This window comes from Streptomyces sp. NPDC002680 (genome assembly GCF_042889145.1).
In the GTDB taxonomy this organism is placed as follows: Bacteria; Actinomycetota; Actinomycetes; order Streptomycetales; family Streptomycetaceae; genus Streptomyces; species Streptomyces adonidis.
Genome location: NZ_JBIAQP010000001.1, coordinates 984,946 through 1,009,944 on the forward strand (window position 1 = coordinate 984,946; position 24,999 = coordinate 1,009,944).

Here is a 24,999-nt window from a genome sequence, read left to right on the forward strand (position 1 = left end):
GGCCGCCGTACGCCTCGTCCTGGCCAAGTCCACAATTCAGGACCGTGGAACCGTGGTCCCGGCTCATCCGAGTCGAGGCCAGGTGTCCGACAGGCGGTAGCCGCCGGGGAAGGGGTCGGACGGGTCGAGCATCTGCTGCTGGATGGCGTGCACCCACGCCCGTCCGGACACGACGGGCCTGATGGCCGGTCGGCCCGCGAACGTCAGCTCCTCTTCCACCAGGCAGTCGAACTGCGTACCGATGATGGATGTGCCCCGGTAGAGTTCTCCGGCCGCGAGCTCACCTCGAGCGTGAAGAACGGCCATCCGGGCCGAACATCCCGTCCCGCTCGGCGACCGATCGAGTTTGCCCGGACGCAACGCGACGGTGCCCGTGCCTTCCAGCACGCCGTTCACCCGACTCACCGGCCTGGTCACCTGGCAGAACGAGATGTGGTCCCAGCCGTTCTCGGGATGCGAGAAGCCCAGTTGCTGATCGGCGGCGCTCGCGATCTTCATTCCGACTTCGGCGATGTCCCGGGCTTCGTCGGGGCTCACGGCCAGGCCGAGAGAGGAGCCGTCGACCAGGACGTAACTGTCGCCGCCCCACGCCACGTCGACGGTGACGGTCCCGATGCCCTCGACCTCGATCACGGCGTCCAGCCGGTCGGCGTACGACGGCAGATTCCTGAACGTGATGCGCTCGGCCTTGCCGTCCCGGCACTCGGCGACGACGTCGATCAGTCCCCCCGGTGCTTCAAGCACCAACTCGGTTGTGGGCTCGGTCATCGGCAGGATGCCGGTGTCGAGGAGGACCGTGGCCACGCACATGGTGTTCGTGCCCGACATCAACGGATTGTCCTCGGGCTCCATGATGACGAAGCCCATGTCGGCGGCCGGGTTCTTCGGGGGGACCAGCAGATTGACGTGTTTGAAGACACCGCCACGTGGTTCGTTCAGGACGAGGTTGCGCAAGGTCTCGTCCTTCTGCAGAAACTGTGACTGCTCCTGGAGAGTGTCGCCCGGGGGCGGGGCCACACCCGCGACGATCACTTCTCCGATCTCGCCTTCGGCGTGGCAGCTGACAATATGCAGTACGCGCTCGGTCTTCATGCAGGACCCAACTCCTTGTGCGTGTGCGGGTCCAGCGCCTGCGACGCCCGCAGGGCGGCCGCATGGAGACGCTCGATGTCCGCCCACTGCTGTTCGTCCATGCGGATACGTGCACCGGACTCGTTTCGGGCCCGTGCCCTTCGCTCACCGGGGATCCTGAGCTGCCCGGCATCGGCCAACGCGGCCGCGAGGACATCGACACGCCCCGGCAGCTCCGGAAGCGCTTCGGCTCCTGCTCCGGGGTCGATGACGACGACGGTTTCGCCGGTCCGGGCGGTGCCGGCCCCGGCTGGACGACCGTGCGGCACGTCAAAGGAGAAGTCGGCGCCCACCAGACCGGCGCACATGATCTCCACCATGAGCGCGACAGAGGCGCCTTTGTGCCCGCCGAAGGTCGACAGCGCACCGCCGTCGAGAATGGCGCCCGGATCTCCGGTCGGTCGTCCCTGGGCGTCGATGCCCGTACCGGACGGGAGCCGGCGTCCCTGACGGGCGGCAACCTGCAGGTCGCCGTGCGCGACTGTCGCGGACGCCTGGTCGAAGACCAGCGGAGGACCTGAGCTGCGCGGAGCGGCGAAAGCCAGCGGATTGGTGCCGTAGACGGCCCGAGTGGCGCCGGGCGGGGCCACGAACGCGTCGCTGTTGACGACGGCGAGGGCCAGGAAGCCCTCGTCCGCGAATCCCTCGGCATCGAGGTACAGCGCGCCGAGATGATGAGAGTTACGGATCGCGACGATCGCGATCCCGTTCTCGGCGGCCTTCTCGATCAGGAGGGGTCGCGCCCGCGCGAGTGCCACCTGGGCAAAACCGTTGTCCGCGTCCACCCGCACAAAGCCCGGAGCCACGTCCGCGACACGCGGGGTGGGGTCTCCGTTCACGTAGCCGCTCTCGATGGTCGACAGGTAGTCCTTGAGCCTGAACACACCGTGGCTGATGCTTCCGTCCCGCTGCGCCGTCAGGCAGTTCTCGGCAAGGATGCGGGCGCAGGCGGATGCGTACCCGTGCGCCGTGAGCACCGCCTCGACCTTGCGAACCGCGTCAGCGAACTGCATTTCGATCAAGCGCTACGCCTCATCTCCGAAGTGGATCTCCCGCAAGACGCTCGGCGGGAGCCCGGCTCTCGAGGGTGACGTCACTCCACCGAACGCTAGATCGCCCCGAGCCGAGGTGGCATGCACGCTGCGTAGGACGTTCTTCCCTCTTCTTCTACTTTTGTCGATGACGCCCCGGCTCAGGTTGGGACTACCGGCCGGAGGCCAAGGGCTCAAGTGCGCCGAGGTGCTCCGCGCTTCGTGGAAGCAGGACCTGGAAGGTGGCCCCCTGCCCGGGGACCGAGTGGACCTCGACGCGGCCCGCGTGGGCGGTGACGAGGGAGTGGACGATGGCCAGACCCAGACCGGCGCCACCGGTGGCACGGGTGCGGGAGGTGTCGGCGCGGTAGAAGCGGTCGAAGACCCGGCGGCGCTGATCCATGCTCAGCCCGGGCCCCTCGTCGGCGACTTCGAGGACGGCGTGGTCCCCGGCCGTGCCCACGCCGATACGGATGGGCGTGCCCGCCGGTGTGTGGGTGACGGCGTTGCCGACCAGGTTGGTGACGACCTGGCGCAGACGAGCCTCGTCGGCGAGGGCAGGGGCCGAACCGGGCGGTCCGTCACCGTTCGGGCCGGTGAGCTTGACGATTCGGGCCGCGTCCAGGCCACGTACGTCGTGCAGGGCGTCAGCGGCCAGGGTGCGCAGGTCCGTGGGGGCCAGCTCCAGCCGGAACGGGGCATCGGAGACACCTGCGGTCAGCGAGCGCTCATCGAGCCGCGCCAGCAGCAGCATGTCCTCCACAAGCCGGGTGAGGCGCTCGGACTCACGGGCGACGCGCTCCATCATGTCGTCGATGTCCCGCTGTTCGGGCAGGGCCGCGCCCATGCGGTAAAGGTCGGCAAGGCCCTTGATACCCGCGAGTGGTGTGCGCAGCTCGTGGCTGGCGTCGGCGACGAAACGGCTCATCCGGGCCTCCGATTCCGCGCGGGCGGCGAATGCGGTCTCGAGCTGGCCGAGCATGCTGTTCAGCGCGGCAGCCAGTCGGCCGATCTCCGTGTTCGGGCCGGCCAGTTGGGGCACCCGGCGGGACAGGTCTCCGCCCGCGATCTCGGCCGCCGTCTGTTCGATGCGGGACAGCGGGCGCAGGCCGGAGCGGACCGCCGCCCAGCCGGCCACCGCCAGCGCGATCAGCAGACACAGCCCGGCGATCTCGTAGATCAGCCACATCCTGTCCACCGTGCCGTCCACCTCGGCCAGCGAGGTGGCCACGACGACGCCTCCCCGGCCGGTGGCGACGGTTCCTCCCAGCGCGCCGTCCACCCTGGGTACGGCGATCACCCGCCAGCGCGTGTCGCCCTTGGTGCTACCGACGGTGAACGGTCGGCCGCCCAGCGCGGTGAGGGTGGATGCGTCGAGCCGCGGCAGCGCGGGGCCGGTCGTGCTCGGGGACCGGTGCTCGCCGGCCAGCGAGTCGATGCTGCTCTCCACGGTGCCGTCCTCGGCGACGTACGTGATGACGGGGTTGCCGAGGACGTCCGTGCTGAAGTCGGCCAGGCCCGCGGGCGGCGTCCGTTCGGTTCCGGTGCGGGCCACCGTGGGCGGCAGCAGAGCGAACACCTGTGCAGAGGCGCGCAGTTGGGCGTCGCCCCGGTCCTGCATGTACGAGCGGAGGGCGTTGCCCGTGACCAGACCGAACGCCGCGAGTCCGGCTCCCAGCAATGCCACCGCCAGCACCAGCACGCGGCTGCGCAGGGAGGCCCGCGCCCACAGGTCCAAGGGGCGTCGCGCGGTCATGTCTTGGGCCCGCGCAGTACGTACCCCACTCCGTGGACCGTATGGATCAGCTTCGGCCCGCCGTTGTCCAGCTTGCGGCGCAGGTAGCTGATGTAGGTGTCCACGATGCCGGTGTCGCCGCCGAAGTCGTAGTCCCACACGCGCTCGAGGATCTGCGGCTTGGACACCGTGCGGCCGACGTTGGTCATCAGGTAGTGCAGCAGCCGGAACTCCGTCGGAGAGAGCTTGATCGGCTCGCCCGCCCGGATGGTCTGCATGCCCTCGGGGTCGAGTTCGAGGTCGGCCACCCGCAGCAGCGCGGAGGGGTCGCCGCTGGTGCGGCGCAGCACTGCGCTGATACGGGCGATCAACTCCTCCAGGTCGAACGGCTTGGTGACGTAGTCGTCGCCGCCGAGCCGCAGTCCGTCGATCTTGTCCCGGGTGGTGTCCCGGGCGGTGAGGAACACCACCGGAATGTGCCCGGCGCGGGGTCCCGCGGCAGGCCGGTGCCGCTCGCGCAGCAGCCGGATCACCTCGAAACCGTCCGTGTCCGGCAGCATGACGTCCAGCAGGACAAGGTCGGGCGAGACCTCCTCCGCCACGGTCAACGCCTCCTGGCCGGTACCGGCCGCGGCGACGGTGAATCCCGCATGTCTCAGTGCGGCACACAGCAGTTCCCGCACGGTGGGTTCGTCGTCCACGACCAACAGGCTCGCCCCGGACGGCACGTAGTCGGGCCGGGTCCCGTACACAGGGGATCGTTCAACGGTTGCCAACAGATACCTCCACTGGGCCCTCAGCTCGCGCCCGGCGCCATGGTCGGGGAAACGGGGTCCTCGCTGTGCGAGTGAGCCGGATCCTTGAGTGCCTTCTTCCGGCTCTTCCGACTCGTTCGAACGCGGGTGCTAAACCGGCGGGTGACGGCCCCGCGCAACAGGCACCCGGCCATCCCCGCCACACCCCCGACGAGCAGGCTGAACACCACGGTCAAGAGCACGCTGCCGGTCAGCTGCGCCCGCGTACCGCCCATCTCACTGCCGAACATGCTGACCCCGAATTGCCCGGACGCCCCGGCGAGCCAAGCCGCAGCTCCCATGATCAGCGCGGTGACGATGCCAAACCGTTCGGCGAAGCCGAGGTGCGGGCCGAAACGTCCGTGGTAGCGGTGGAGCGGCGGAGTGTGCGCCGGGTCCGTGGCCCGCGCAGCCGCGTACGCGCATGCCACCAGCAGCACCAGGGTCACCGTGAGAGCCCCCAGCCACAGCGGCCAGCCGCCCGCCGACAGCGCCCGCAGATGCTCGGTTCGGTCCGGCGGGGTACTTGCCCGCTGTCCACCCATCCCGCCCATGAGCGCGGCGAGCGGGTTTCCTCCCTGGCTCTGCACCTGCTCCGACGAGGCGGTCCACGGGGTGCCGACGCCCAGGGTCAGGAACACAGCCACGGCGTTCGGCGCCACCAGCAACGCGCCCCCCGCCACGGTCGCTGCCCGGCCTCCGGCGGACGCACCGACGACGGTCAACAGGACCAGCGGTACGGCCGCCACCACCAGCAACGTCCGTACGACGGTGGAGACACCTGGCGCCCAGGCGGGCCGGAGCCGGTCGATCGCGCGGCCGAGGGGCACCCGCAACTTACGGCTGACCACGCACCCGACACCGAGTACGACCGCGACCCACAGCACGGCACCCAAGCCGGTCGTGCCCGCATGCACCTCGTACGTCATCGCCGGATCCTGAGCAGCTGCCCCGCCGCCGAACAAGCCGCCCAACAGCCCACCGGCGTCCCCCTCGCCGCCGGCCGATACCGCGCCCTGGCCACCACGCAGTCCGTCCATCGCCGAGGCCGGCAGGGTGAACGTCCCGTGCGCGAGGCGTGCCATCACGAGGAAGGCGACCAGAGCCGCCACTCCGGCCGCGCCGGCCCGTATAGCCAGTTCGCGGGAGCCGTACCGGCGGTCCCGCAGCCGTCGCGAGAACGCGAACCACAGCACAAGGGCGCCGACCAGCGTCACCCCGAGCGGCGTGATGTCCACCGCGCCACTCATCGAGGGGGCCATCCCGCCACCGCCGCCGAACAGCCCGCCCAACAGGTCTCCCAGTCCGGGGCTCCCGGACGACGTCGCCGCCGGGTCCGCTCCGGTGCTCACAGAGCCGCCGACTGCCATGGCGGTCAGAGCCCCGGCAGCCGACCACGGCAAACCGATCGATCCGGCGTCCAACAACCAGAGGGCCAGCGCCGATACCGCCACCATGGCGGCCACCGCGCACAGCGCCGCCGCCGCACCTTCCAGAGCATTCCTCCATGGCCCCTCGGGGCTTCGCGGTCCGGCTCCTGGCGCCTCGGACGGCCTGTGTACGGGCCTGGGCCCGGACGTGATGACTGACATGTCGTGTCACTCCGATTCGGGTCGGGAATGCACGCGGCGCCGCACGAGTGATTCGGGGGAGATGCGGCGCCGCGTGCCGTGGGGACCCGCACAGGATGTCCGCCGGGGATGCCACGTTCCGGAGAGGTTCTGGGAGATTTCCGAGAACCCTCGGCGGACAGCCGCAGTTCACGTTCCGCACCAGGCCCGAACAGCGCCCGGCTTCTCAGAAAACTCCCAGAAACCGACTGCCACCTGGAGACTCACACCCCGACCGTCTCCACGGCCACCGTCAGCCAGAACAGCGGCCAGTGGCACCAACCAGATGTTCACCCTCAACCCCGTCACCGCCCTCGGCAACAGCGACGACTCCCGACTCGCCGCCGTGCACAGCGGCAAAGCCTGAGCCCTGCCCTCTGTTCCCCGGCGGCGCGGGGGAACAGAGGGCGACCCCGTCCGCTGTGCGCCTTCAGCCGCCCCGGGTCGGTGCCCGCCAGACGGCGTCGATGGCGTCGATCAAGCCGGCGGCCGTGCCCTCCCAGCTACTTCGGACTGTGGGGGTGTTCTCGGCCAGGGCTCGCTCATGCTCAGCGCACACATGGAGGATCAGATGGCGCGCCATGGCGGCGCGTTCGGCGCGCACCTCGGCCGGTAACTCGGGCATGCACCGCCGCAGGCGGTCCAGGAGCTCCCACATCGCATCGGAGTTGAAGGCCTCCTCGACCACGATGACGTTCAGCGCGGGGTCGTTCATCATCTGGACGCAGAACCGCGCGTACCAGCTGGGGTTGCCCAGGGTCGCCAGGTGCTCGGGAATGGGCCGCACCAGGCAGGTCACCAACTCGCGCATGTCTGCGGAGTCACGGAGGTCGGCCAGCATGCCGGCCCGGATCCTCTCGACCTGCGCGCTGTGCCGACGGACGATCGCGCGGATCAGTTCGGTCTTGGTGCCGAAGTGGTAGCTTACGGCGGCGTTGTTGCCCTGCCCGGCGGCCAGACTGATCTGCCGGTTGGCGACCGCGTGCACCCCCCGCTCGGCGAACAGCCGCTCCGCCGCCACCAGGATCAACTCACGTGTGCGGCCCGCTTGTCCGACTCGTCTCGTGCCGGCCCCCGTGGTCATCCGACCTCCCTCGCCTCGGAGCCGCTGGCCCTTCAGGTAACACCATTCCACCAAGATAAGTCAATGGGTTGATTTAATCTTCCTAAAGTCCACAGATTGGAGCACTTGCCCTCTTCACCACACTTCCACGCCGCGTTCGCCCCCGCTTTCGTCGCCCCACTTGAACACTCACCCACCCCCGGCTACATTTTAAATCAACCCATTGACTTAAACTATGCTCGACGGAACCACTCACATCTGCCTGCTCAGACGGAGACCACCCATGCCCCACACCCCCACACCCCCGCCCGACACCACCAAGTCGGCACCCCCGAACCCGAACCTGGTCGTGGCGGTGCTTGCCTTCGCGGGGATCGTCGTCTCGCTGATGCAGACCCTCGTCATCCCCATCGTCCCCGAGCTGCCGAACCTGCTCAACGCACCGGCCTCCGATACGGCCTGGGCGGTCACCGCCACCCTCCTCGCCGCCGCCGTCGCCACCCCCATCGCCGGACGCCTCGGCGACATGTACGGCAAACGCCGCATGCTCCTCACCAGCCTCGCGATGGTGACCGCCGGCTCGTTCGTCGTCGCGCTCAGCGACTCGCTCACCCCGATGATCGTCGGACGCCTGCTCCAGGGCCTCTCCGCCGGCGTCATCCCCCTCGGCCTGAGCATCATGCGCGACGAGATGCCCGCCGAGCGGCTCGGCTCCTCCACCGCCCTCATGAGCGCCTCCCTCGGTATCGGCGGCGCCCTGGGCCTGCCCATCGCCGCCTTCGTCGCCGACAACTTCGACTGGCACAGCTTGTTCTGGGCCTCGGGAATCCTCGGTGGCCTGTCCCTCGTACTCGTCGTGCTGCTGGTGCCGGAGTCCAAGGTGCGCACCGGCGGACGCTTCGACCTCCTAGGCGGCGTCGGCCTGGCAGCCGGTCTGGTCGCCCTGCTGCTGGCCATCTCCAAGGGCGGCGACTGGGGCTGGGCCAGCGGCACCACCCTCGGCCTCTTCGCCGCCGCCATCGTGATCCTGATCGCCTGGGGCTTCTTCGAACTACGCACCACCCAGCCCCTCGTCGACCTGCGCACCACCGCCAAACCCCAGGTCCTGTTCACCAACCTCGCCGGCCTCGCCTTCGGTTTCTCCCTCTTCGCCCTCCAACTGCTCGTTCCCCAGCTCATGCAGCTGCCCGAACAGACCGGCTACGGCCTGGGCGAAGACCTGCTCGCCGTCGGCCTCGTCCTGGCCCCCCAGGGTCTGGTCGTCATGATTGCGGCCCCGCTCTCCTCGAAGATCTCCCAGGCCTTCGGAGCGAAGTACACGCTGATGATCGGCGCCGTCATCGTCGCCATCGGCTACGCCCTGAACATCTTCCTGATGAGCGAGGTCTGGCACCTCATCCTCGTCTCCTGCGTCATCGGCGCCGGCGTCGGCTTCGCCTACGGAGCCCTGCCCATGCTCATCATGAGCGCCGTCCCGGTCTCCGAGACAGGGTCCGCGAACGCCGTGAACACCTTGCTGCGTTCCGTCGGCAGCTCTCTCGCCAGCGCCATGTGCGGTGTGATCGTCGCCCAGATGACCATCGACTTCGGCGGCCACGCCCTGCCCTCGGAGAACTCCTTCAAGGTGATCATGGCCATCGGCTGCGGCGCCGCCCTCCTCGCCCTCCTCCTCGCCTCCTTCCTCCCCCACAAGCGATCCACCATCACCGCCCACGGAACCCCCGCCAACGCCCCCGCAACCGCGGACGCCGGGCACAAGGCGTAGAACCCGTTCACCCCGACAAAGGAGAGCGCTCATGGCCACGTACGTCCTCGTACCCGGTGGAGCTCACGGCGGCTGGTGCTACCAGCGTGTCGCCCGGATCCTGCGGGCCGCCGGGCACGACGTCCACACCCCGACACTCACCGGTGTCGGCGAACGGTCCCATCTGCTCAGCAACGACATCGACCTCGACCTGCACATCCACGACGTCGTCCAGCTACTGACGTACGAGGACCTCCACGACGTGATCCTCGCCGGGCACAGCTACGGCGGCATGGTCATCACCGGTGTGGCCGACCGTGCCACGGACCGTATCGGGCACCTCGTCTATCTCGACGCGGCCACACCGGTCGACGGCCAGTCGCTCGCCGACATCTCGCCTCCGCAGATGGCGGCGGCCCGTGCCCAGGGCGAGATCGTGGCCGGGGTCGAGGTCGTGCTCCAGCCGGGGCTGGAACCGATCCCGCACTACGGCGTGACCGACCCGGACGACATCGCCTGGCTGACGTCGAAGCTCACCCCGCACCCGTACAAGTGCTTCGACCAGAAGCTGCGTCTGCAGAACGAGGCGGAGCTCTCGCGGATCCCGCAGACCCACATCGTCTGCACCAACACCATCCCGTACCGCGATGCCGCGCTTCTGGCCAGGGCCCGCGCGAACGGCCGCTTCTGGGACATCGACACCGGTCACGACCTGATGATCACCGAGCCCGAGGCCGTCGCCACCTGCCTCCTGCGCACCGCGGCCGGCTGACCGTCTCTCCGGTGTCCCGGCACCGACGCATCCGAAGCAGTTCAGAAGTCAGAAGAATGGAGCCCAGATGACCACCGAGAACACATCGCACGAGCCGATCGACCGGTTCGGCGGACTACTCGAAGGCAAAGTGGCCGTGATCACCGGCGTCGGCGCGGCCGAGACGATCGGGGCGGTCACCGCAGCCGTGTTCGTCAAGGAAGGAGCGCAGGTGCTGGCCGCCGACATCAGCGGCGCGCAGAAGGAGACAGCACTCGCGCTCGGACCCGGTGTCGTGCCCTTCCAGGTCGACATCACGCGTGAGGAGGAGGTCGAGGCGATGTTCGCCCGCGCGGTGGAAGTGTTCGGGCGCGTGGACATCCTGGTGAACGTGGCGGGCAACCCCGGCGGACGACGCGGCGACGAGATCACCGTCGAGGAGTACCAGAGCCTGACCTCGGTCCACCTCCTGGGCACCGTCCTCACCAACAAGCACGCCGTACGGGTCATGACACCCAACGGCGGCGGCGCCATCGTCAACTTCTCCTCCGCCGCCTCCTTCAACACCGACAAGCTGATCTCGACCGCCTACGCGGCAGCGAAGGCCGGCATCAACTCCCTCACCAAGTCCAACGCCGTCCACCACGGACCCCAGAACATCCGCGTCAACGCCGTCGCACCCGGCTTCACGATGAGCAAGAAGAACCGCGGCCTGCCGCCCGCGATCGAGGAGAGCCTGAGCAACAAAGCGGCACTCGCCCGACCCGGAACCCCCGAAGAACAGGCCCATGTCGCCGCCTTCCTCGCATCGGACCGTGCCTCCTTCGTCACCGGAGTCGTCGTCCCCGTCGACGGCGGCTGGACCGCGAAACTCGCCTGACACCACAGGCGACCCCCGCGCCGGGTCCCGGTGATCGACCTGTTGGAACCGCCACTGCCCGTCGGTGCAACCACCGACGGGCAGCGGTGTCTCGACAGTGCCCCCACTCCCACAGAAGCCGAACCCCCGCGCCGACGCAGGCACGCCGTGAAACAGGACCCCCCACCATGATCAGAACCTTGCCGCGTTATCCGTACAACCACCCTCGCGCCGCCGACGCGGCCACGATCACCGGGCTCATCGTCTGCTCCTGCTTCGGCAGCGCCCTCACACTCCCCGGCAGGGATCCGAAGGTCGCATGGTGGCTGGGGGTCCTCGTGACCGCACTTGCCTGCACCGCCCTCCCGTGGCGGCGCAGCCATCCCCGCAGCACGGTGGTACTGGTCACCGCGTCCACCGTGGTCCTGGTCGCCCTGGGCTTCGTCCCCACCCTGCTGCTCCTCGGCCCCCTCATGGTCGCCCTCTTCTCCCTGGCGGCCCGCACCTCGCGAAAGACCGCGAACCTCTTCGCCCTCACCTCCATCGGATCCTTGGTGGCGACCGGGCTGATCGACGGCCCCGACGAAGAACCCCTCTTGTTCAAACTCCTCGGCCCCACCGCCTGGTTGCTGCTGCCCACCGCCCTCGGCACCGTGAGCCGGCTCTGCGAGGCCCATCTGGAGGAAGAGTCCCGCCGGCGCGTCTCCGACGAGCGCATGCGCATCGCCCGTGACCTCCACGACGTCGTGGCCCACCATCTTGTCCTCACCAAGCTCCAGGCCGGTTCCGTCGCCCGTCTGATTCGCACCCGGCCCGAGGAGGCCGAGCGGGTGGCCGCCGAGCTCACCGGCACCGCCGCCGCGGCTCTGACCGAGCTAAAGGCCACCGTCGGTCTGCTGCGCCGCGAGGAAGACTCGGAGCAGCCCCTTGGGCCGACTCCGGGAATCACCCAACTGCCGGAACTCACCGCCTCGTTCGCCAGCGCCGGGCTCACGGTCACCGTCACCGTCGAAGGGGAACCGCGACCGCTTCCGGCCGGCGCGGACCTCAGCGCGTACCGCATCGTGCAGGAGGCACTCACCAACGTCACCAAACACGCCGCCACCCGGTCCGCCGAGGTGCGGCTCGTGTACCGCGACGACCACCTGTGCCTCACCGTCGCCGACGACGGTTCCGGAGCGTCGGACAACTCCCCTGTGCCGAACGGGGGTTACGGCCTCCTGGGCATGCATGAGCGGGCCCGCTCCGTAGGCGGTCTGCTCCGGGTGGGGCCGCGTGACCGGGGCGGCTTCGAAGTGGTCACCGAACTGCCGCTGCGGCCACGGACGTTCCAGGAGACATCGGTTTCCTGATGCCCGCCATCCGGTGCGCGGGGCGCGGGTCAGTCGATCGCGGCCAGGGTCCGGAACCGGCTGGCGTGGAAGATCAACGGCGTGGTCTCGGGTTCAGCGCGCAGTGCGTGGATGCGCAGCAGGACGATCGCATGGTCCCCGGCCGGTATCTCGGCCTCCACCGAACACTCCAGCCAGGCGGTCGCCCCGTGCACGAACACCGCGCCTTCCCCGGTCGGTTCCCACTCCACCCCGGCGAAGCGGTCGCCCTCCTTGCGGGAGAGGTTCAGGCACGCCACGTCATGGTCGGCTGCGAGCACGCTGACGCCGAGCCTCGGGCAGCCGCTGAGCTTCGGCCACGTCCTCGACGAGTGCTGCACGCAGAGCGACACCAGAGGTGGACTCAGCGACACCGACGTGAAGGAACTGGCCGCCATCCCCACGGGGGCGCCGTCCAGCAGTGCGCAGACCGCGGTCACGCCGGAGGGGAAACAGCCGTAGGCCTGTCGTAGGGTCTGGGGGTCGGGGGGCAGGGCGTCGAGGGTGATCATTACGGTCTCCGTGGGGTGATGCGCCGGTCTCCGTGTTGTGTGGTGGGCCGTGCCGGGGCCGGTCCTTCCACGACCGGCCGCCGTCGACGCGGGCGCCGGATCAGCGGCTCAGCTCCGATCGGACCTCATGGCGCAGGACCTTTCCGGTCGCGGTGCGGGGTATCTCGTCCCAGACGACGATGCGGTCGGGCGTCTTCGAACCACGCAACCGCCGCCGTACTTCCGCGCGCAGTACCTCGCCGTCGAGCAAGGCCCCCCGAGAGGGGACCACGGCCGCCTCGATGCGCTGACCCCACTCCTCGTCCGGCACCCCGACGACGACGGCGTCCGCGACTCCCGGCTGGCGGAGCAGGACGTCCTCGATCTCGGCGGGTGCGATGTTCTCCGCGCCGCGGATGATGGTGTCGTCCTGGCGGCCCTCGACGAACAGAAAGCCCTCCCGGTCGAGTCGGCCGAGGTCACGGGTGTCGAACCAGCCGTCGGTGTTTTCGGACGCGACGCCGGCGTACTTCCCGGACACCTGCGCTCCGCGTACCCAGACGCGTCCGGACGTCCCGGGTAGCGCGGGGGCGCCGTCGCCGTCTCGGATCTCGATCTCGATGCCGGGGATCGGACGGCCGGCCGAGTGCAGGCGAGCCCGCTCCCCGGGCTCCTCGGAGACGAGGGCCCGGCGGTGGTCGTCGGGCCCGAGGACGGAAATGGTGGAACTCGTCTCCGTCAGCCCGTACGCGTTGACGAAGCCGACGTGCGGCCATTCCTTCAGCGCCCGTTCGATGACGCGTGGCGGCATCGCGGCCCCGCCGTACGCGAGGGCGCGCAGCGTCGGCACCGACCGTTCGGCCGCCCGGTCCTCCATCAGCCGGGCCAGCATGGTCGGCACCACCATGGCGTTGGTGATCCGCTCGGCACGCACCGTCTCCAGCCAGCGCTTCGGCGAGAAGGTGTCCAGGACCACCAGCCTGCGGCCCGCGTAGAGGTTCGTCAGGACGTTCGACACGGCGGCGATGTGGTACGGCGGAACGCACATCAGGGCCGCCTCGTCCGCCTCAGCACTGCCGAACTCGACACTTCCGATGACGTACGAGACGAGGTTGTCGTGTCGCAACACGACCCCCTTGGGCGCCGATGTCGTCCCGCTGGTGTAGATGATCACCGCAGCAGGGCTGGTGCGACCGGGTTCCGCTGCTTCGTCTCGTGCTGCCGGACTCGGCGCGCGGGTGGCCGCGAGCCACTCGTCCGGCGTGTACGAGCGCCGCGCGCCCGGCACCTCTCGGCCTTCCGCGACGACGCAGGCACCGGTGTGGTTCGCCAGGAGCGCGCCCAGCTGTTCCGCGCCGAGCCGGTAGTTCACGGGGACGAAGGGCACTCCCGCCGTCGCAGCCGCGAACAAGGCGACCGGGAAGGCCGGGCCGTTCACCGCCAGGTGGACGACGCAGGTGGCGTCCGATTCGGCGATGAGGGCGGCGCCCTTTCGCGCCGCGCCCTGCAGTGCCCCGGCCGTGAGCCCTTCCTCGCGGGTGCCGACCACCGTGCGGTCGGGGAACCCGCCGGCCGCCATGTCGAGGAGCATCGTCAGGTCCATCGGCGTCAGTCCGATGCCGGCAGGGGCTTGGGACTCTTCACGGCCAGCGGGACGCCGCCCACCGCAAGGGTGCCCTGGCCGGGCTTGGTGCACAGCAACTCGACGGTCCCGTCCTCGGTGGCGTAGCGCTTGCCGAGCAGGGTGCCGGTGGCGCGGTCCGGATCGATCGCCCCCGGGGACGGGGCGTCCTGCTTGGCCGCGTCGGCCATCGGCGCGCCTCCGCAGGTCACTTCCTGTGCCCCCGCTGTCCAGCGGACGACCACGACGGTGGTGCTGTCCACCGTGCTCGCGAGCATCATTCCGATCTGTGGCTGCATATCGACTCCTTGCTGTCGCAGGACTACCGGGCCGGTGCTCGACCGATCACGCCGTCGGCCTCCAGTGCGGCGATCTCCCGTTCGGTCAGGCCCAGTTGGGCCAGCAACTCCTCGTTGTGCTGCCCGAGCAGCGGGGCGTGGTGGACGTGGTGGCGGGCGGGTCCCCCGGAGAGCCTGACCGGCAGGGTGCTGTGCCGGGCGCTGCCGTTCACCGGATGGTCGACCTCTTCGAAGAAGCCACGGGACTGCAGCTGCGCCAGTTCGCCCTGACGGTGCGGGTGCATCGCCTTGCCCACCGGGACACCCGCGTCCCAGAGGAGGTCGACGATCTCGTCGGCGCCGCGCTTGCGGCACCAGGCCGACAGGTGCTCGTCGATCTCGTCGTGGTCCCGGTGCCGCCCCTCGGCGGTGTCCAGCTCGGGGCCGGTCGCCCAGGCGGGCCGGCCGATAGTGTCGCGCAGCGCGACCCACTGTTCGTCGGTGGCGACCGCGATCGCGATCCAGACGTCCTCGCGGCCGTACTCGTCGGTGTCGGCGGTCAGGTACAGGTTCTGCGGCGCTGCGGTCGGTCCACGGTTGCCGGCCCGCTGGAGCAGGGCGCCGTAGGCGGAGTGCTCGATGACCTGTTCGGCGGCCACGTTGAGGGCTGCGTCGACCATGGCGGCCTCGACCAGGCCGCCCTCACCGGTGCGGCGACGGTGCTCCAGGGCCAGCAGCAGGCCGTTGAGGGCGTGCACACCCGCGTTGGGGTCACCGATCGAGTAGGGCTCGACGGGGTTCTGGTCGGGGTGTCCGGTCAGCCAGGTCAGACCGGACGCGTCCTCGATGACGTAGGCGAAGGCGGCGTCGTCGCGCCACGGACCGTCGATACCGAAGCCGGGCATACGGACCATGACGGCGTCGGGACGCAGGGCCTGTACGGCCTCGTAGTCCAGCCCGGCCTGGTCCAGCACCCGCGGGGTGTAGTTCTCGACGATCACGTCGGCGGTCGCGATCAGTTTGCGCAGGAGTTCCCGGCCGCGCTCGGTCTGGAAGTTGAGGGTCAGGCTCTTCTTGTTGGTGTTGAGGCCGGAGAAGATCGGCGACTTCTCCCACCACTGGTCCACGGTGGCGGGCACGCCCGCCATCAGCCGGGTTCCGTCGGGCCGGGAGGTGGACTCCAGGTGGATCACCTCGGCGCCGAGCAGGGCGAGGACGTGGGTGCAGGACGGTCCGGCCCAGAAGGCCGTCATGTCCAGGACCCGCAGGCCGCTGAACGGCAGCCGGCCCTCGCCGGTGTCCGGACCCGGGGACTGCCGTGGGGTCCGGTGCGCGGCGCGGAGGGTCTCGGTGTGTTCGCCGAGGCGCGGTGCCGGCTCGAAGGGCCGCAGCCGGGCCGGCTGGAGGCGGTAGGGGTGGCCGGGCTGGACGAATCCGTCGCGCGGGTTGCGCAGGAACGTGTCCCGCGCCTCGAAGTGCTCCATGGCCGGGGCGTTGGCGCCGTTGGCCACCAGGGCGCTGGGGATCCTGAACGCCGCCGCCACCTCGCGGACCTCGGCGACGGTCCGGCTGCCGATCCACTCCTGGATCACCGGGGCCACCTCGTTGGTGCGCTCGGTGATCGAGAACGGATTCTCCTCGTCGATCCACTCGGGGTGGCCGACCATCACACAGAGGTCGAAGAACTGCTGGGGGGTAGCACACCCCATGGCGACCAGGCCGTCCTTGGCCACGGCCACCCCGGGCAGGTTGAGCGACCGCATGGTCCGCCTCGGCCCGCCCAAGAGGTCGAGCCAGGTGACCGGGTAATAGGTGAGGGACAGGATGTGCGCCTCGAGCATGGAGAGATCGACAAGTTCGCCACGGCCGCTGTCCGGTCCGCGCAACCGCGAAGTCAGGGTCCCCGCGGCCGCGTAAGCCCCCGAGACCCAATCCCCCGGCCGCCCTCCGATGGAGACCGGTGCCCGGTCCGGCGCGCCACGGCCTGTCCCGAAGACGCCGCCGGACCACGCCTGAAGGGTGAACTCCGTGGCCGGGCGGTCCCGCCATGGCCCCTCCAGCCCGAACGGGGTGATCGAGGTGACCGTCAGGTGCGGATGAACGCGGTGGATCTCCTTCGGGGAGAACTCCTGGAGCCCGGCGACACCCGCACCCGGCGACCACACCACCGCGTCGGCCGCTCCCAGCAGTTCACGTACGAACTCCAGGTCCTCGGCGCTGCCGGGATCGGCGACAACGCTCCGCTTGGACGAGGCCAGGAAGCTGAACAACGCTCCCCCGCTCTCGGCGTCGACGGTGGCACCGGAGGCTGACCAGCCCCGTAGCGGATCGCCCTCGGGCGGCTCGACCTTGACGACCTCCGCGCCACCGTCGGCGAGCAGTTTGGTGCAGTAGCCGCCGGCGATCCCGGAGGACAGGTCGACGACGACACAGCCGCTGAGCGGCGGTTCAACGGGGGACATCAGCGGCTCCCATTGCTGAATTCGGCTACTTCGACTTCTTGCGGCCCGAGCGGCTCAGCCGCCATTCGGGCGGGAACAGGTTGTCGTTGTCCCGGACCGCGTTGGGAACTCCCCCGGCGACCGCGTCCTCGTCGAGGACCATGCCGTCGCCGTCGGGGCGGGCGATGTTCCCGATCGACTCGAAAAGGCCGGTCATTATGGAGCCCATGTACTCGCCCTGGTGCTGCTTGTACATCTCGAAGAAGACCTTCTGCATGAACACCGTGTCCGTCGGACGGTTACGGGAACAGGCCAGGGCGTACTTCTCCACCTCCGCCTCCAGGTCGTCCCTGGGAACGACACTGTTGAGGAAATTACAGTCGTACATTTCCTCGGCGCTGAAAGGCCTTCCGGTGAAGACCATTTCCTGGAACTTCCTGAGCCCAATGGTCTGCACCCAGGTCCACATCCGGGGCGCCCAGCCGATGTAGCGGAAGGCGGGATGGCCGAACAGGGCGTCGTCGGAGGAGATCACCAGATCGGCGTCGGCCGCCTGGTAGAAGTGCCAGCCGTAGCAGTAGCCCTTGACCTCGAGAATGCTGATCTTCTTGAACTCCTGCAGGCTGCGGCAGCCGCCCTGCGTACTGGCGTAGTACTGGCCGAGGGTCGCGCCGTACCGGTAGGAGTCCTTGGGGGGATGCGTCACCTCGTCCTCGCCGATCCTGAGTTCACTCAGGCGCGGCCCTGCCGTGGGCGCCTCGTGCATCTCCATGACCTCGGCGATGTCGGCGCCCGTGCCGAGGTTGTCACCGGCGCCACGGATGACGAGGACCTTCACGTCGTCGTCCACGTTGGCGCGGTGCAGGAGGTCGGCGTAGCGCAACCGCGCCGCCGCGGTCGGGGCGTTGAGGTAGTCGGGCCGGTTGAAGGTCATGGTGGCGATCTTCGTCTTGGGGTCCTTCTCGTAGAGGATGATCTCCTCCGCCGAGGGACGCTTGCTGTCAGCCATGTGCTGGGAGTCCTTTGCCGTCTGTGTGGAGGGCGGTCAGGGCCGGAGCGGACGGCCCTGACCTTCGGGATGAACCAACCGCGGGGCTACGGCCTCCAGAAAGGACTCGACGTGAGCAGCTCGGGCCCGTCGGGCGTGATGAGAACCGCCTCCCGGCCGAGGACAGCGCCCACGCCCTCTTCCCAGACGTAGCCGGTCACGGACAGCACCATCCCGGGTTCGAGCCGTTCGTCGGCCGCGGTGGCCGGCAGACCCGAGGCGACGACGGGCGTGTCGAAGCCCAGGCCGAGTCCGCGTGCCACCGGCATCGGGGGCAGCGGCTCGCCGGCCGTGTCGTAGGCGGCCAGCAGGTCACTGGCCTGGGCGCCGGGCCGACAGGCGTCGAACAGCAGGGCCCACAGCTCGTCCCACCGCCGGTACAGGGCCCGGGTGGCTTCCGGATCCCCGCCCTCGACCGGCCAGGTACGTCCGACCTCGCCGACGTACCCGTCGGCGATGACGCCGGCCGTGACGGCCACCAGGTCGCCCGAGCCGATGCGGCCGTCGCCGTTCACCAGCCGCCACCGGTGCTCCCGGGAGGTCCGCCATACGACCTCCTGACTCGACGGCGTGCTCACCCCGCCGGCCGCGGACGCTTCCAGGAGTACGCCGGACAGCTCGCCCTCGGTCGCTCCCGGCCGCAGCTCGGCCACGGCCTTGGCCAGGCTGGTCGCGGCCACACTGATGGAGTTGCGCAGGGCCACTACTTCCTCGGCCGTCTTGACGCGCCGGGCGGCCCGCAGGGCGAGTTCGCCGTCGACGAGTTCGGCGGTCGGGAAGCACGCGCCCAGCAGTTGGGCGATGGTCGGGTTCAGCGCGTCCGTGCCCACCCGCCGGGCCGTCGCCGTACCCTCGATGCTCTGGATCACCGACACGTAGTTCATCGGGTTCCAGCTCAGCGGGTACAACTGCTCGTGCGGGATGTCGTCGGGGATTCCCTCGTCCCACGTGCTGAGCAGATGGACCGCTCCGGTGGCGCGCACCAGGATGCAGGCGGGGAAGAAGGGATGTGTCCCGGCGTTCCACAGCCGAGGCGCGCCCGATACATAGCGGACGTTGGCGCCGCGCCCGAGGACGAGGACGTCAAGGTCGTGGGCTTCCATGTGGGCCAGCGCACGCTCCCGCCGCCCAGTGCGGAGAGCGCGGTCGTCCGGCAGGACCTCAGTCGCCATAGGGCGCGTAGGTGTAGTCGGTCAGGGCCGTCCAGCCCTCTTCCTCGATCACGATGATCTCCTCGCTTCGGTACCCACCGGTGCCGTCCTCCCAGACCACCGGCTCCAGCACGAGCAGCGTGCCGGCCTGCAGCACCTGGCTCTCGTCGAACTCGTCGCCCAGGTCGGTGCCGACCATGGGCATCTCGGCGGAGTCGACGCCGATGCCGTGTCCGATGTAGAAGTGGGGCAGCCAGGGCTTCGGTCCGCCGGTCACCTCCATGGCCGCCTTGGTCAGTTCGGACGTCGGGACGCCAGCCTTGGTCACGGACTTCACGGCGGTCAGGATCTCGAACCACTTGTCGAACTGCGCCTGCTGGCGCGGGTTCGGGTCCTGGCCGACGATCCAGGTCCGGCCCCAGTCGGAGTGGAACCCCTTGTAGTAGATGCCGACGTCGGTCCAGAGGACATCGCCCTTCTCCAGCTCCCGCTCGGTGCTCAGCAGCGGCAGGGCCAGGTCGCCGTGCGTGGTCCACACGCCGTCCGCCTTGGTCTCCGGCATGACCTGCCAGATGGGGTCGAGCACGTTGGCCATGGCGCCGAACTCGTAGGCCTTGCGCAGGAAGCGGGCCGACAGGTCGATCTGACGCACGCCGGGGACCAGCATCTCCTGCACTTCGAGCAAGGCCCGTTCGGTGATCCTCAGGCCCTCGCGGAAGCAGGACAGCTCGTCGGGAGTCTTGACGAGCTTGGCAGCCCCTATGACCTGTGAAGAGTCCCGGGGACTTCCGCCGGGGAACAGGGTCTTCTCGGCCCTGCGCATCGCCCCCGTCAGCTCGTCGACCGCGACCACCGCTCCGGCCGGCACCAGGTCTGCGATAGCCGCGGCGAAGTTGCGTACGCCCTCGTCGAACTCGAGGTAGACCGGCGGATGCACATGGTCGGCCGGGAGCAGCGACTCCGCGGGAGAGGCGCCTTCCCGGAACGGCATGAACAGGTGGGGCCACTCGTCGTCCGCGACGACCACCGCGACCGGGCGTTCCACGTAGGACAGGCCGTCGTCGCTCAGGGGCCAGATGGCCCCGGTCGCGTACGTCACCGCGCTGTTGCCGAGGAGGATGAGAGCGTCGATGCCCTGATCGGCCATGGCCGTCTTGAGGCGGCCGCCACGCTCGCGTCGCATGCGCGCCAGGTCGGGTGTGTCCGGGATGTCGATGACGGTCATTCCCGCCTCCCACACGATGTCATGGAGCTTCGCCGTCGCTTTCTGTGGTTCGGTCCCGGCCTACAGGCCCAGGAATCGCTTCACGTTGCCGCTGACGATCTTGGCGGCGTTCTCGGGGCCGACGGCCTCGGAGATCATCGCGATCGACTTCTCGGAGTAGCCGAAGGTGCTCTCGTTGTGGGGGTAGTCCGCGGCCCACATGACCTTGTCCACGCCGATGTACTTGAGCAGTTCCATGCCGAGCGGGTCGACCATGAAGGACGCGTACATGTGGTTGTCCCAGTAGTGCCGGACATCGTGCTCCACCGGCCGGTTCAGCATGTGGCGGTAGGAGGCGAGGATGTGCTCGGCGTCCTGGAGGACGGAGGCGACCCAGCTGGCGCCGCCCTCGAACCACCCGACCTGGAGGCCGGGGTGACGGTCGAGGATGCCGCTGAAGACGTACCGGCCCCACACCTCGTGGAATCCGGTCACGTTGTTCACCATGCCGACACAGATGGCGTTGAACTCACAGGGGGACTTCAGACCGGTCTCGCCGATGTGGTGGGAGACCGGGATCCCGGATTCCTCGACTTCCGCCCAGACCGCGTCCATCGCGGTGCTCGCGTAGTCGATGGGGTTGCCCTCGGAGTCCTTGCCCGGCGACAGCGGCATCAGGAAGGTCCGGATACCGAGGCCCTTGAGCTCGGCGAGGGTCCTACGGGCGCCCTTCGGGTCCCACCAGTTGATCAGACCGACGCCGTAGAAGCGGCCGTTCGAGGCCTCCTGGAGGGAGGCGATGTGCTCGTTGTAGATCCGGAAGCAGAGCTCCCGCACCTCCGGGTCGGGGTAGTGGAACAGCGCCAGGAGCGCGTTCGGGAAGGCCAGTTCCCGCTCGATGCCGTCGGAGCGCAGTTCCTCCATCCGGCCCGCGATGTTACCGCTGTTGGAGCCGATCAGCGGGTCGTACTGCATGAGGACCCGGCTGAACTCGGGCGGCAGGAAAGACTTGCCGCCCACGCCGATCTCGAAGGCGCCGTCCTCGTACCAGATGCGCGGTGCCTTGTTCTTGAGCCGCTCGGGGAACTTCTCGTAGAAGATGTCCGTCCCGAGGGAGATGTGGTTGTCGGCCGAGAAGATCTCGGTACCGGCCGGAAGGTTCAGGGCAGCGCCTGTGTGACCGCGCCGGTTCTTCGGTGCGCCCAGCCCCTCGGGCGGGTACAGCGTGTCTGTTTGGCTGGACATCGTCGTCTCCGATCAATGGTGCCGCGTTGCGGAAAACAAACCGGCCGGGATTGCACAGAATTCCGTCGAGAGGAGGTCCGAAGTTCGACGGTGCTGTCGGCCGGACAGAAGGAATTTTCGAAAAGGGGATCTGGCATGGGAACCGGTGCCTGCATTTTCGAGTAGACACCCCCCGGAACACATTGTCAATCAGTTGATTTAAAATTGTTCGAGGGGGAATTCAATTCCTGGATCACGGGCTCCCACACCTGGGAGTCGATCTCATAGGTGGTGTAGAAGGAGACCCGGTCCACCAGCGCTCCGTATCGCCGGCGGATCTCGACGGCGAGATCGCCGGGCTCCGCGACCACCGCGAAGGCGTTCAGCACGTCGTCCTCGACGAGTCGGCCCATGGCCTGCCACTTGTCCCCCCGGGAGGATTTCGACAACGCGTTCAGCTCATCGCCGAGTTCGCCCCAGCCGTGCAGTTCCAGGACGCCGCGATAGGCCGGCGTGCTGCCGTAGAAGGCGATCTGACGCCGTGTCTCGCGCACGGCGAGGGCCATCTCCTCCTCGGTGCGGCCCGTCGCGGTGAGCAGCAGCAGACTCACCTGGAAGTCGTCACGGCTTCTCGCGGACTCCACGAGTCCACGCCCGACCGTCGGCAGCGTGACCTCTCGCAGATACCGCTCGGTGGTGAAGGCGTGGGCGAGCAGCCCGTCCGCCGCCTGCCCCGCGACCCCTGTCATGACCTCTCCGACCGCGGCCACGAGGACCTTCGGCGGCTTGCCGAGAGGGGCCGGCGGCGGGGAGAAGAACGGGGTCATCAGGGTGTGCGTGTAGAAGTCCCCGCGGAAGTCCAGCTTCGTCCCGTCGTTCCAGGCCGACCAGATCGCGTGCAGCGCCGCCACGTACTCCCGCATACGGGCGGCCGGGCGGCTCCACGGCATGGAGAAACGGCGCTCGATGTGCGGCTTGATCTGGCTGCCCAGTCCGAGGGTGAAGCGTCCGCCGGAGTAGTTCTGCAAGTCATGGGCGGTGTAGGCGAGTTGCATGGGAGAGCGGGCGAAGGCCACGGCGATGGCCGTGCCCACCTCCAGTCGTTCGGTGTGTTCGGCTGCGAGGAGCAGCGGGAGGAACGGGTCGTGGGCGGCCTCGGACGTCCACAGACCGTCGTATCCCGCTTTCTCGTGACGCCTGGCCTCTCCCACGATTTCCGAAGCGCCCCACACATTGAGCGTGCCGTCGACCTTCATCAGGATCCTCCGTGCGGACCTGGGGTGTCAGGAGGCGGACATGGCGGTGGGTGTCGGGTGGCTGAGGTTCTTGGGGCGCATCCTTCCCGCCGATGTTCCGCCGTCGACCGTCAGCAGGGTTCCGGTGACATGCAGCGAGCGGTCTCCCGCCAAATAAGCCACGGCCTCCGCGACGTCCCTGGCCGTGCCCTGCCGCTTCAGCGGCTGGATGGCCGCCATGATGGCGCGGATGTTCCGTGTCACCTCCTCGGAGGCAGTGGCCGAGGCGAGCAGTCCGGTGGGGATGCCGCCCGGCGCGACGCAGTTGACGCGAATGCCGTGCTCGGCGAGGTCGATGGCGACGCCTCTGCTGAAGTGGACGACCGCCGCCTTCGAGGCCGCGTACACCGGAACGCCGGGGTTGCCCATGGTGCCGCCGATGGAGCTGATGTTGATGACGGACCCGCCGCCGTTCACCGCCATGTGCCGGGCGGCCACCAGGGTCCCGGCCATGACGCCGAGGAGGTTGATCGACATGACGCGGGGGAAGTCGCTGAGGTCCTCGTCCAGGAAGCTCTCACGATGGGCGCCCGAGACACCGGCGTTGTTGACCATGACATGGAGCCCGCCGAAGGTCTCCACCGCGAAGGAGACGAGCTCCTCGATCTGCTTCTGGTCCGACACATCGGTCTGCTTGAACCGGGTGTCCGGGCCGAGTTCGGCGGCAAGGACCTCCCCCGCCTCATGGTTGACGTCGGCGATGACGACCCGGGCGCCGTCCTCCAGAAGTTTCTCGACGGTGGCGCGGCCCAGACCCCCGGCCCCACCAGTGACTATGGCGACTCTGTCGGACAGTTCGTTGGCCATCGTCTTTGATGTCCTTTCGTCCTGATCTGTTGGATGTGCGCCGCGGGGTCGGAACCGCCGGGCACCGGACCGAGCCCGATGCCCGGCTGTGAGGCCTCGCCGCTACCAGTTGACCGGCAGCGCGTAGACGCCGTAGGCGAGCCGGTCGTGCTTGAACTCGATCTCGTCGACCGGCTTGGCCAGGCGAAGGGTGGGCACACGGCGGAAGAGCGTGCCGTAGACGACCTGGAGCTCCACTCGGGCCAGTTGCTGGCCGATGCACTGGTGGATGCCGAAGCCGAAGGCGTTGTGATGCCGGGCGTTGTCCCGGTGCAGGTCCAACACGTCGGGCTCGGGGAAAACGTTCTCGTCCCGATTGGCACTGAAGAGTTCGATGATGATGCCCTCGCCGGCGCGGATCACCTCCCCGCCGATCTCGATGTCCTCCTTGGCGATCCGCCGCTGACCGCCGTGGATGATGCCGAGATAGCGCAGCAGTTCCTCCACGGCCCCGGCGACGACCTTCGGGTCCTCGGTGTCGCGGAGGATCGCGAGCTGGTCCGGGTTCTCGAGCAGGGCGACCGTGGCCAGGCCGATCATGTTGGCGCTGGTCTCGTGCCCCGCGCTGAGCAGCCCGATACCCATCATGGCCGCTTCGGCCAAGGTGATGTCGCCGGCCTTGACGCGTACCGCGATGTCGGAGAGCACGTCGTCGGCCGGTTCTGCGGTCTTCTTCTCGATGAGCCCGAGGAGGTAGTCGTTCAGCGCGCGGAACACACCCATGGCCTGTTCGGGGGTCGCGTTGCGCCTGATCCCTTCGGAGGCGCTGCGATGGATGAACGCGTGGTCCTCCTGCGGCACGCCCAGAATCTCGCTGATCATGTACGTCGGCAGGGGCAGCGCCAGCGCCTCGACGATGTCGGCCGGCTGCGGTCCCGCCAGCATCTTGTCTATGAGATCGTCGGTGATCCTCTGGATGACGGGACGCAGTGCCTCCACCCTCTTGAAGGTGAACGGGCTGGTCATGATCCGGCGGTAGTGCGTGTGTTCCGGAGCATCGGAGTTGAAGACCGAGCGCGGGCGGTGGTCCACGCCGGCCGCCATGCCTTCGTGCCAGTGCGGAAAGCCCGGCAACTTCTCGTCGACGCTGACTCGCGGGTCATTGAGCAGCGTCCGCTGCTCGGCATGGCCGGTGACGATCCAAGGGGTGCTGCCGTCCCAGATCCGTATCGTGGCCAGGCCCTTGCCCGCGCTGAGCGGCCGGAGAGCCGGCGGAGGGTCGAACGGGCAGCCTTCCGCCCGGGGCATCGGCCATTCCGGCATTGCCGCCGCCGGGTCACCTGCGGTCTCTGTCACTGGGTTGGACATGTCC

General features: G+C 69.0%; 21 protein-coding genes. 4 read left to right on the forward strand and 17 right to left on the reverse strand.

What is annotated here, in order from left to right; all coding sequences use genetic code 11:
* Nucleotides 1-63 precede the first annotated feature (63 nt).
* The 6 genes from ACFYXF_RS04485 to ACFYXF_RS04510 form a co-directional block, all read right to left on the reverse strand.
* Nucleotides 64-1,092 (reverse strand): proline racemase family protein, encoded by a 1,029-nt coding sequence (locus ACFYXF_RS04485; RefSeq protein ID WP_389348007.1) that lies wholly within the window; start codon nt 1,090-1,092, stop codon nt 64-66.
* Nucleotides 1,089-2,144, reverse strand: coding sequence for an Ldh family oxidoreductase (locus ACFYXF_RS04490; RefSeq protein ID WP_389348462.1), 1,056 nt, complete (start codon nt 2,142-2,144; stop codon nt 1,089-1,091). Before ACFYXF_RS04490 ends, ACFYXF_RS04485 begins: the two co-directional genes overlap by 4 nt.
* A 190-nt stretch (nt 2,145-2,334) precedes the next feature.
* Nucleotides 2,335-3,918: a sensor histidine kinase gene (locus ACFYXF_RS04495; RefSeq protein WP_389348008.1), complete on the reverse strand. Its 1,584-nt coding sequence runs from the start codon at nt 3,916-3,918 to the stop codon at nt 2,335-2,337.
* On the reverse strand, nt 3,915-4,607 hold the full coding sequence (locus tag ACFYXF_RS04500; protein ID WP_389348463.1) for a response regulator transcription factor: 693 nt from the start codon (nt 4,605-4,607) through the stop codon (nt 3,915-3,917). Before ACFYXF_RS04500 ends, ACFYXF_RS04495 begins: the two co-directional genes overlap by 4 nt.
* Before the next feature lie 86 nt (nt 4,608-4,693).
* Nucleotides 4,694-6,148, reverse strand: a complete 1,455-nt coding sequence (locus tag ACFYXF_RS04505) for a streptophobe family protein (RefSeq protein ID WP_389348009.1) — start codon at nt 6,146-6,148, stop codon at nt 4,694-4,696.
* A gap of 583 nt (nt 6,149-6,731) precedes the next feature.
* On the reverse strand, nt 6,732-7,385 hold the full coding sequence (locus ACFYXF_RS04510) for a TetR/AcrR family transcriptional regulator (protein WP_389348010.1): 654 nt from the start codon (nt 7,383-7,385) through the stop codon (nt 6,732-6,734).
* 262 nt (nt 7,386-7,647) lie between these two features.
* On the opposite strand from ACFYXF_RS04510, the gene ACFYXF_RS04515 reads away from it, so the two are divergent.
* From ACFYXF_RS04515 to ACFYXF_RS04530, 4 genes are all read left to right on the forward strand, one after another.
* Entirely contained in the window at nt 7,648-9,129 is a 1,482-nt protein-coding gene (locus ACFYXF_RS04515; RefSeq protein ID WP_389348011.1) for an MFS transporter, read from the forward strand.
* Between the two features lie 31 nt (nt 9,130-9,160).
* Nucleotides 9,161-9,880, forward strand: a complete 720-nt coding sequence (locus ACFYXF_RS04520) for an alpha/beta fold hydrolase (protein WP_389348012.1) — start codon at nt 9,161-9,163, stop codon at nt 9,878-9,880.
* Between the two features lie 67 nt (nt 9,881-9,947).
* Nucleotides 9,948-10,739, forward strand: a complete 792-nt coding sequence (locus tag ACFYXF_RS04525; protein ID WP_389348013.1) for an SDR family NAD(P)-dependent oxidoreductase — start codon at nt 9,948-9,950, stop codon at nt 10,737-10,739.
* Nucleotides 10,740-10,906: 167 nt separating this feature from the next.
* Nucleotides 10,907-12,070, forward strand: a complete 1,164-nt coding sequence (locus ACFYXF_RS04530) for a sensor histidine kinase (RefSeq protein ID WP_389348015.1) — start codon at nt 10,907-10,909, stop codon at nt 12,068-12,070.
* A gap of 29 nt (nt 12,071-12,099) precedes the next feature.
* Here ACFYXF_RS04530 and ACFYXF_RS04535 read toward each other — a convergent pair whose 3' ends face one another.
* The 11 genes from ACFYXF_RS04535 to ACFYXF_RS04585 form a co-directional block, all read right to left on the reverse strand.
* A complete protein-coding gene (locus tag ACFYXF_RS04535) occupies nt 12,100-12,600 on the reverse strand; it encodes a flavin reductase family protein (RefSeq protein ID WP_389348017.1) in 501 nt (166 codons plus the stop codon).
* Nucleotides 12,601-12,700: 100 nt separating this feature from the next.
* A complete protein-coding gene (locus ACFYXF_RS04540) occupies nt 12,701-14,182 on the reverse strand; it encodes a class I adenylate-forming enzyme family protein (RefSeq protein WP_389348019.1) in 1,482 nt (493 codons plus the stop codon).
* A gap of 5 nt (nt 14,183-14,187) precedes the next feature.
* A complete protein-coding gene (locus ACFYXF_RS04545) occupies nt 14,188-14,499 on the reverse strand; it encodes a hypothetical protein (RefSeq protein ID WP_389348020.1) in 312 nt (103 codons plus the stop codon).
* Between the two features lie 23 nt (nt 14,500-14,522).
* Nucleotides 14,523-16,940 carry a CaiB/BaiF CoA transferase family protein gene (locus ACFYXF_RS04550; protein WP_389348022.1) on the reverse strand — a complete coding sequence of 806 codons (2,418 nt, stop codon included), beginning with the start codon at nt 16,938-16,940 and terminating at the stop codon, nt 14,523-14,525.
* Between the two features lie 25 nt (nt 16,941-16,965).
* Nucleotides 16,966-17,928: an enoyl-CoA hydratase/isomerase family protein gene (locus ACFYXF_RS04555; RefSeq protein ID WP_389348023.1), complete on the reverse strand. Its 963-nt coding sequence runs from the start codon at nt 17,926-17,928 to the stop codon at nt 16,966-16,968.
* A gap of 86 nt (nt 17,929-18,014) precedes the next feature.
* Nucleotides 18,015-19,139 (reverse strand): M24 family metallopeptidase, encoded by a 1,125-nt coding sequence (locus tag ACFYXF_RS04560; RefSeq protein ID WP_389348025.1) that lies wholly within the window; start codon nt 19,137-19,139, stop codon nt 18,015-18,017.
* On the reverse strand, nt 19,129-20,343 hold the full coding sequence (locus ACFYXF_RS04565) for a M24 family metallopeptidase (protein WP_389348026.1): 1,215 nt from the start codon (nt 20,341-20,343) through the stop codon (nt 19,129-19,131). Before ACFYXF_RS04565 ends, ACFYXF_RS04560 begins: the two co-directional genes overlap by 11 nt.
* Before the next feature lie 60 nt (nt 20,344-20,403).
* Nucleotides 20,404-21,567 (reverse strand): amidohydrolase family protein, encoded by a 1,164-nt coding sequence (locus ACFYXF_RS04570; RefSeq protein ID WP_389348027.1) that lies wholly within the window; start codon nt 21,565-21,567, stop codon nt 20,404-20,406.
* A gap of 185 nt (nt 21,568-21,752) precedes the next feature.
* On the reverse strand, nt 21,753-22,802 hold the full coding sequence (locus ACFYXF_RS04575) for an LLM class F420-dependent oxidoreductase (RefSeq protein ID WP_389348028.1): 1,050 nt from the start codon (nt 22,800-22,802) through the stop codon (nt 21,753-21,755).
* 27 nt (nt 22,803-22,829) lie between these two features.
* A complete protein-coding gene (locus ACFYXF_RS04580) occupies nt 22,830-23,648 on the reverse strand; it encodes an SDR family NAD(P)-dependent oxidoreductase (protein ID WP_389348029.1) in 819 nt (272 codons plus the stop codon).
* A 102-nt stretch (nt 23,649-23,750) separates the two neighbouring features.
* Complete coding sequence (locus ACFYXF_RS04585) at nt 23,751-24,995, reverse strand: cytochrome P450 (RefSeq protein WP_389348031.1); 1,245 nt, start codon at nt 24,993-24,995, stop codon at nt 23,751-23,753.
* Between the last annotated feature and the right edge of the window lie 4 nt (nt 24,996-24,999).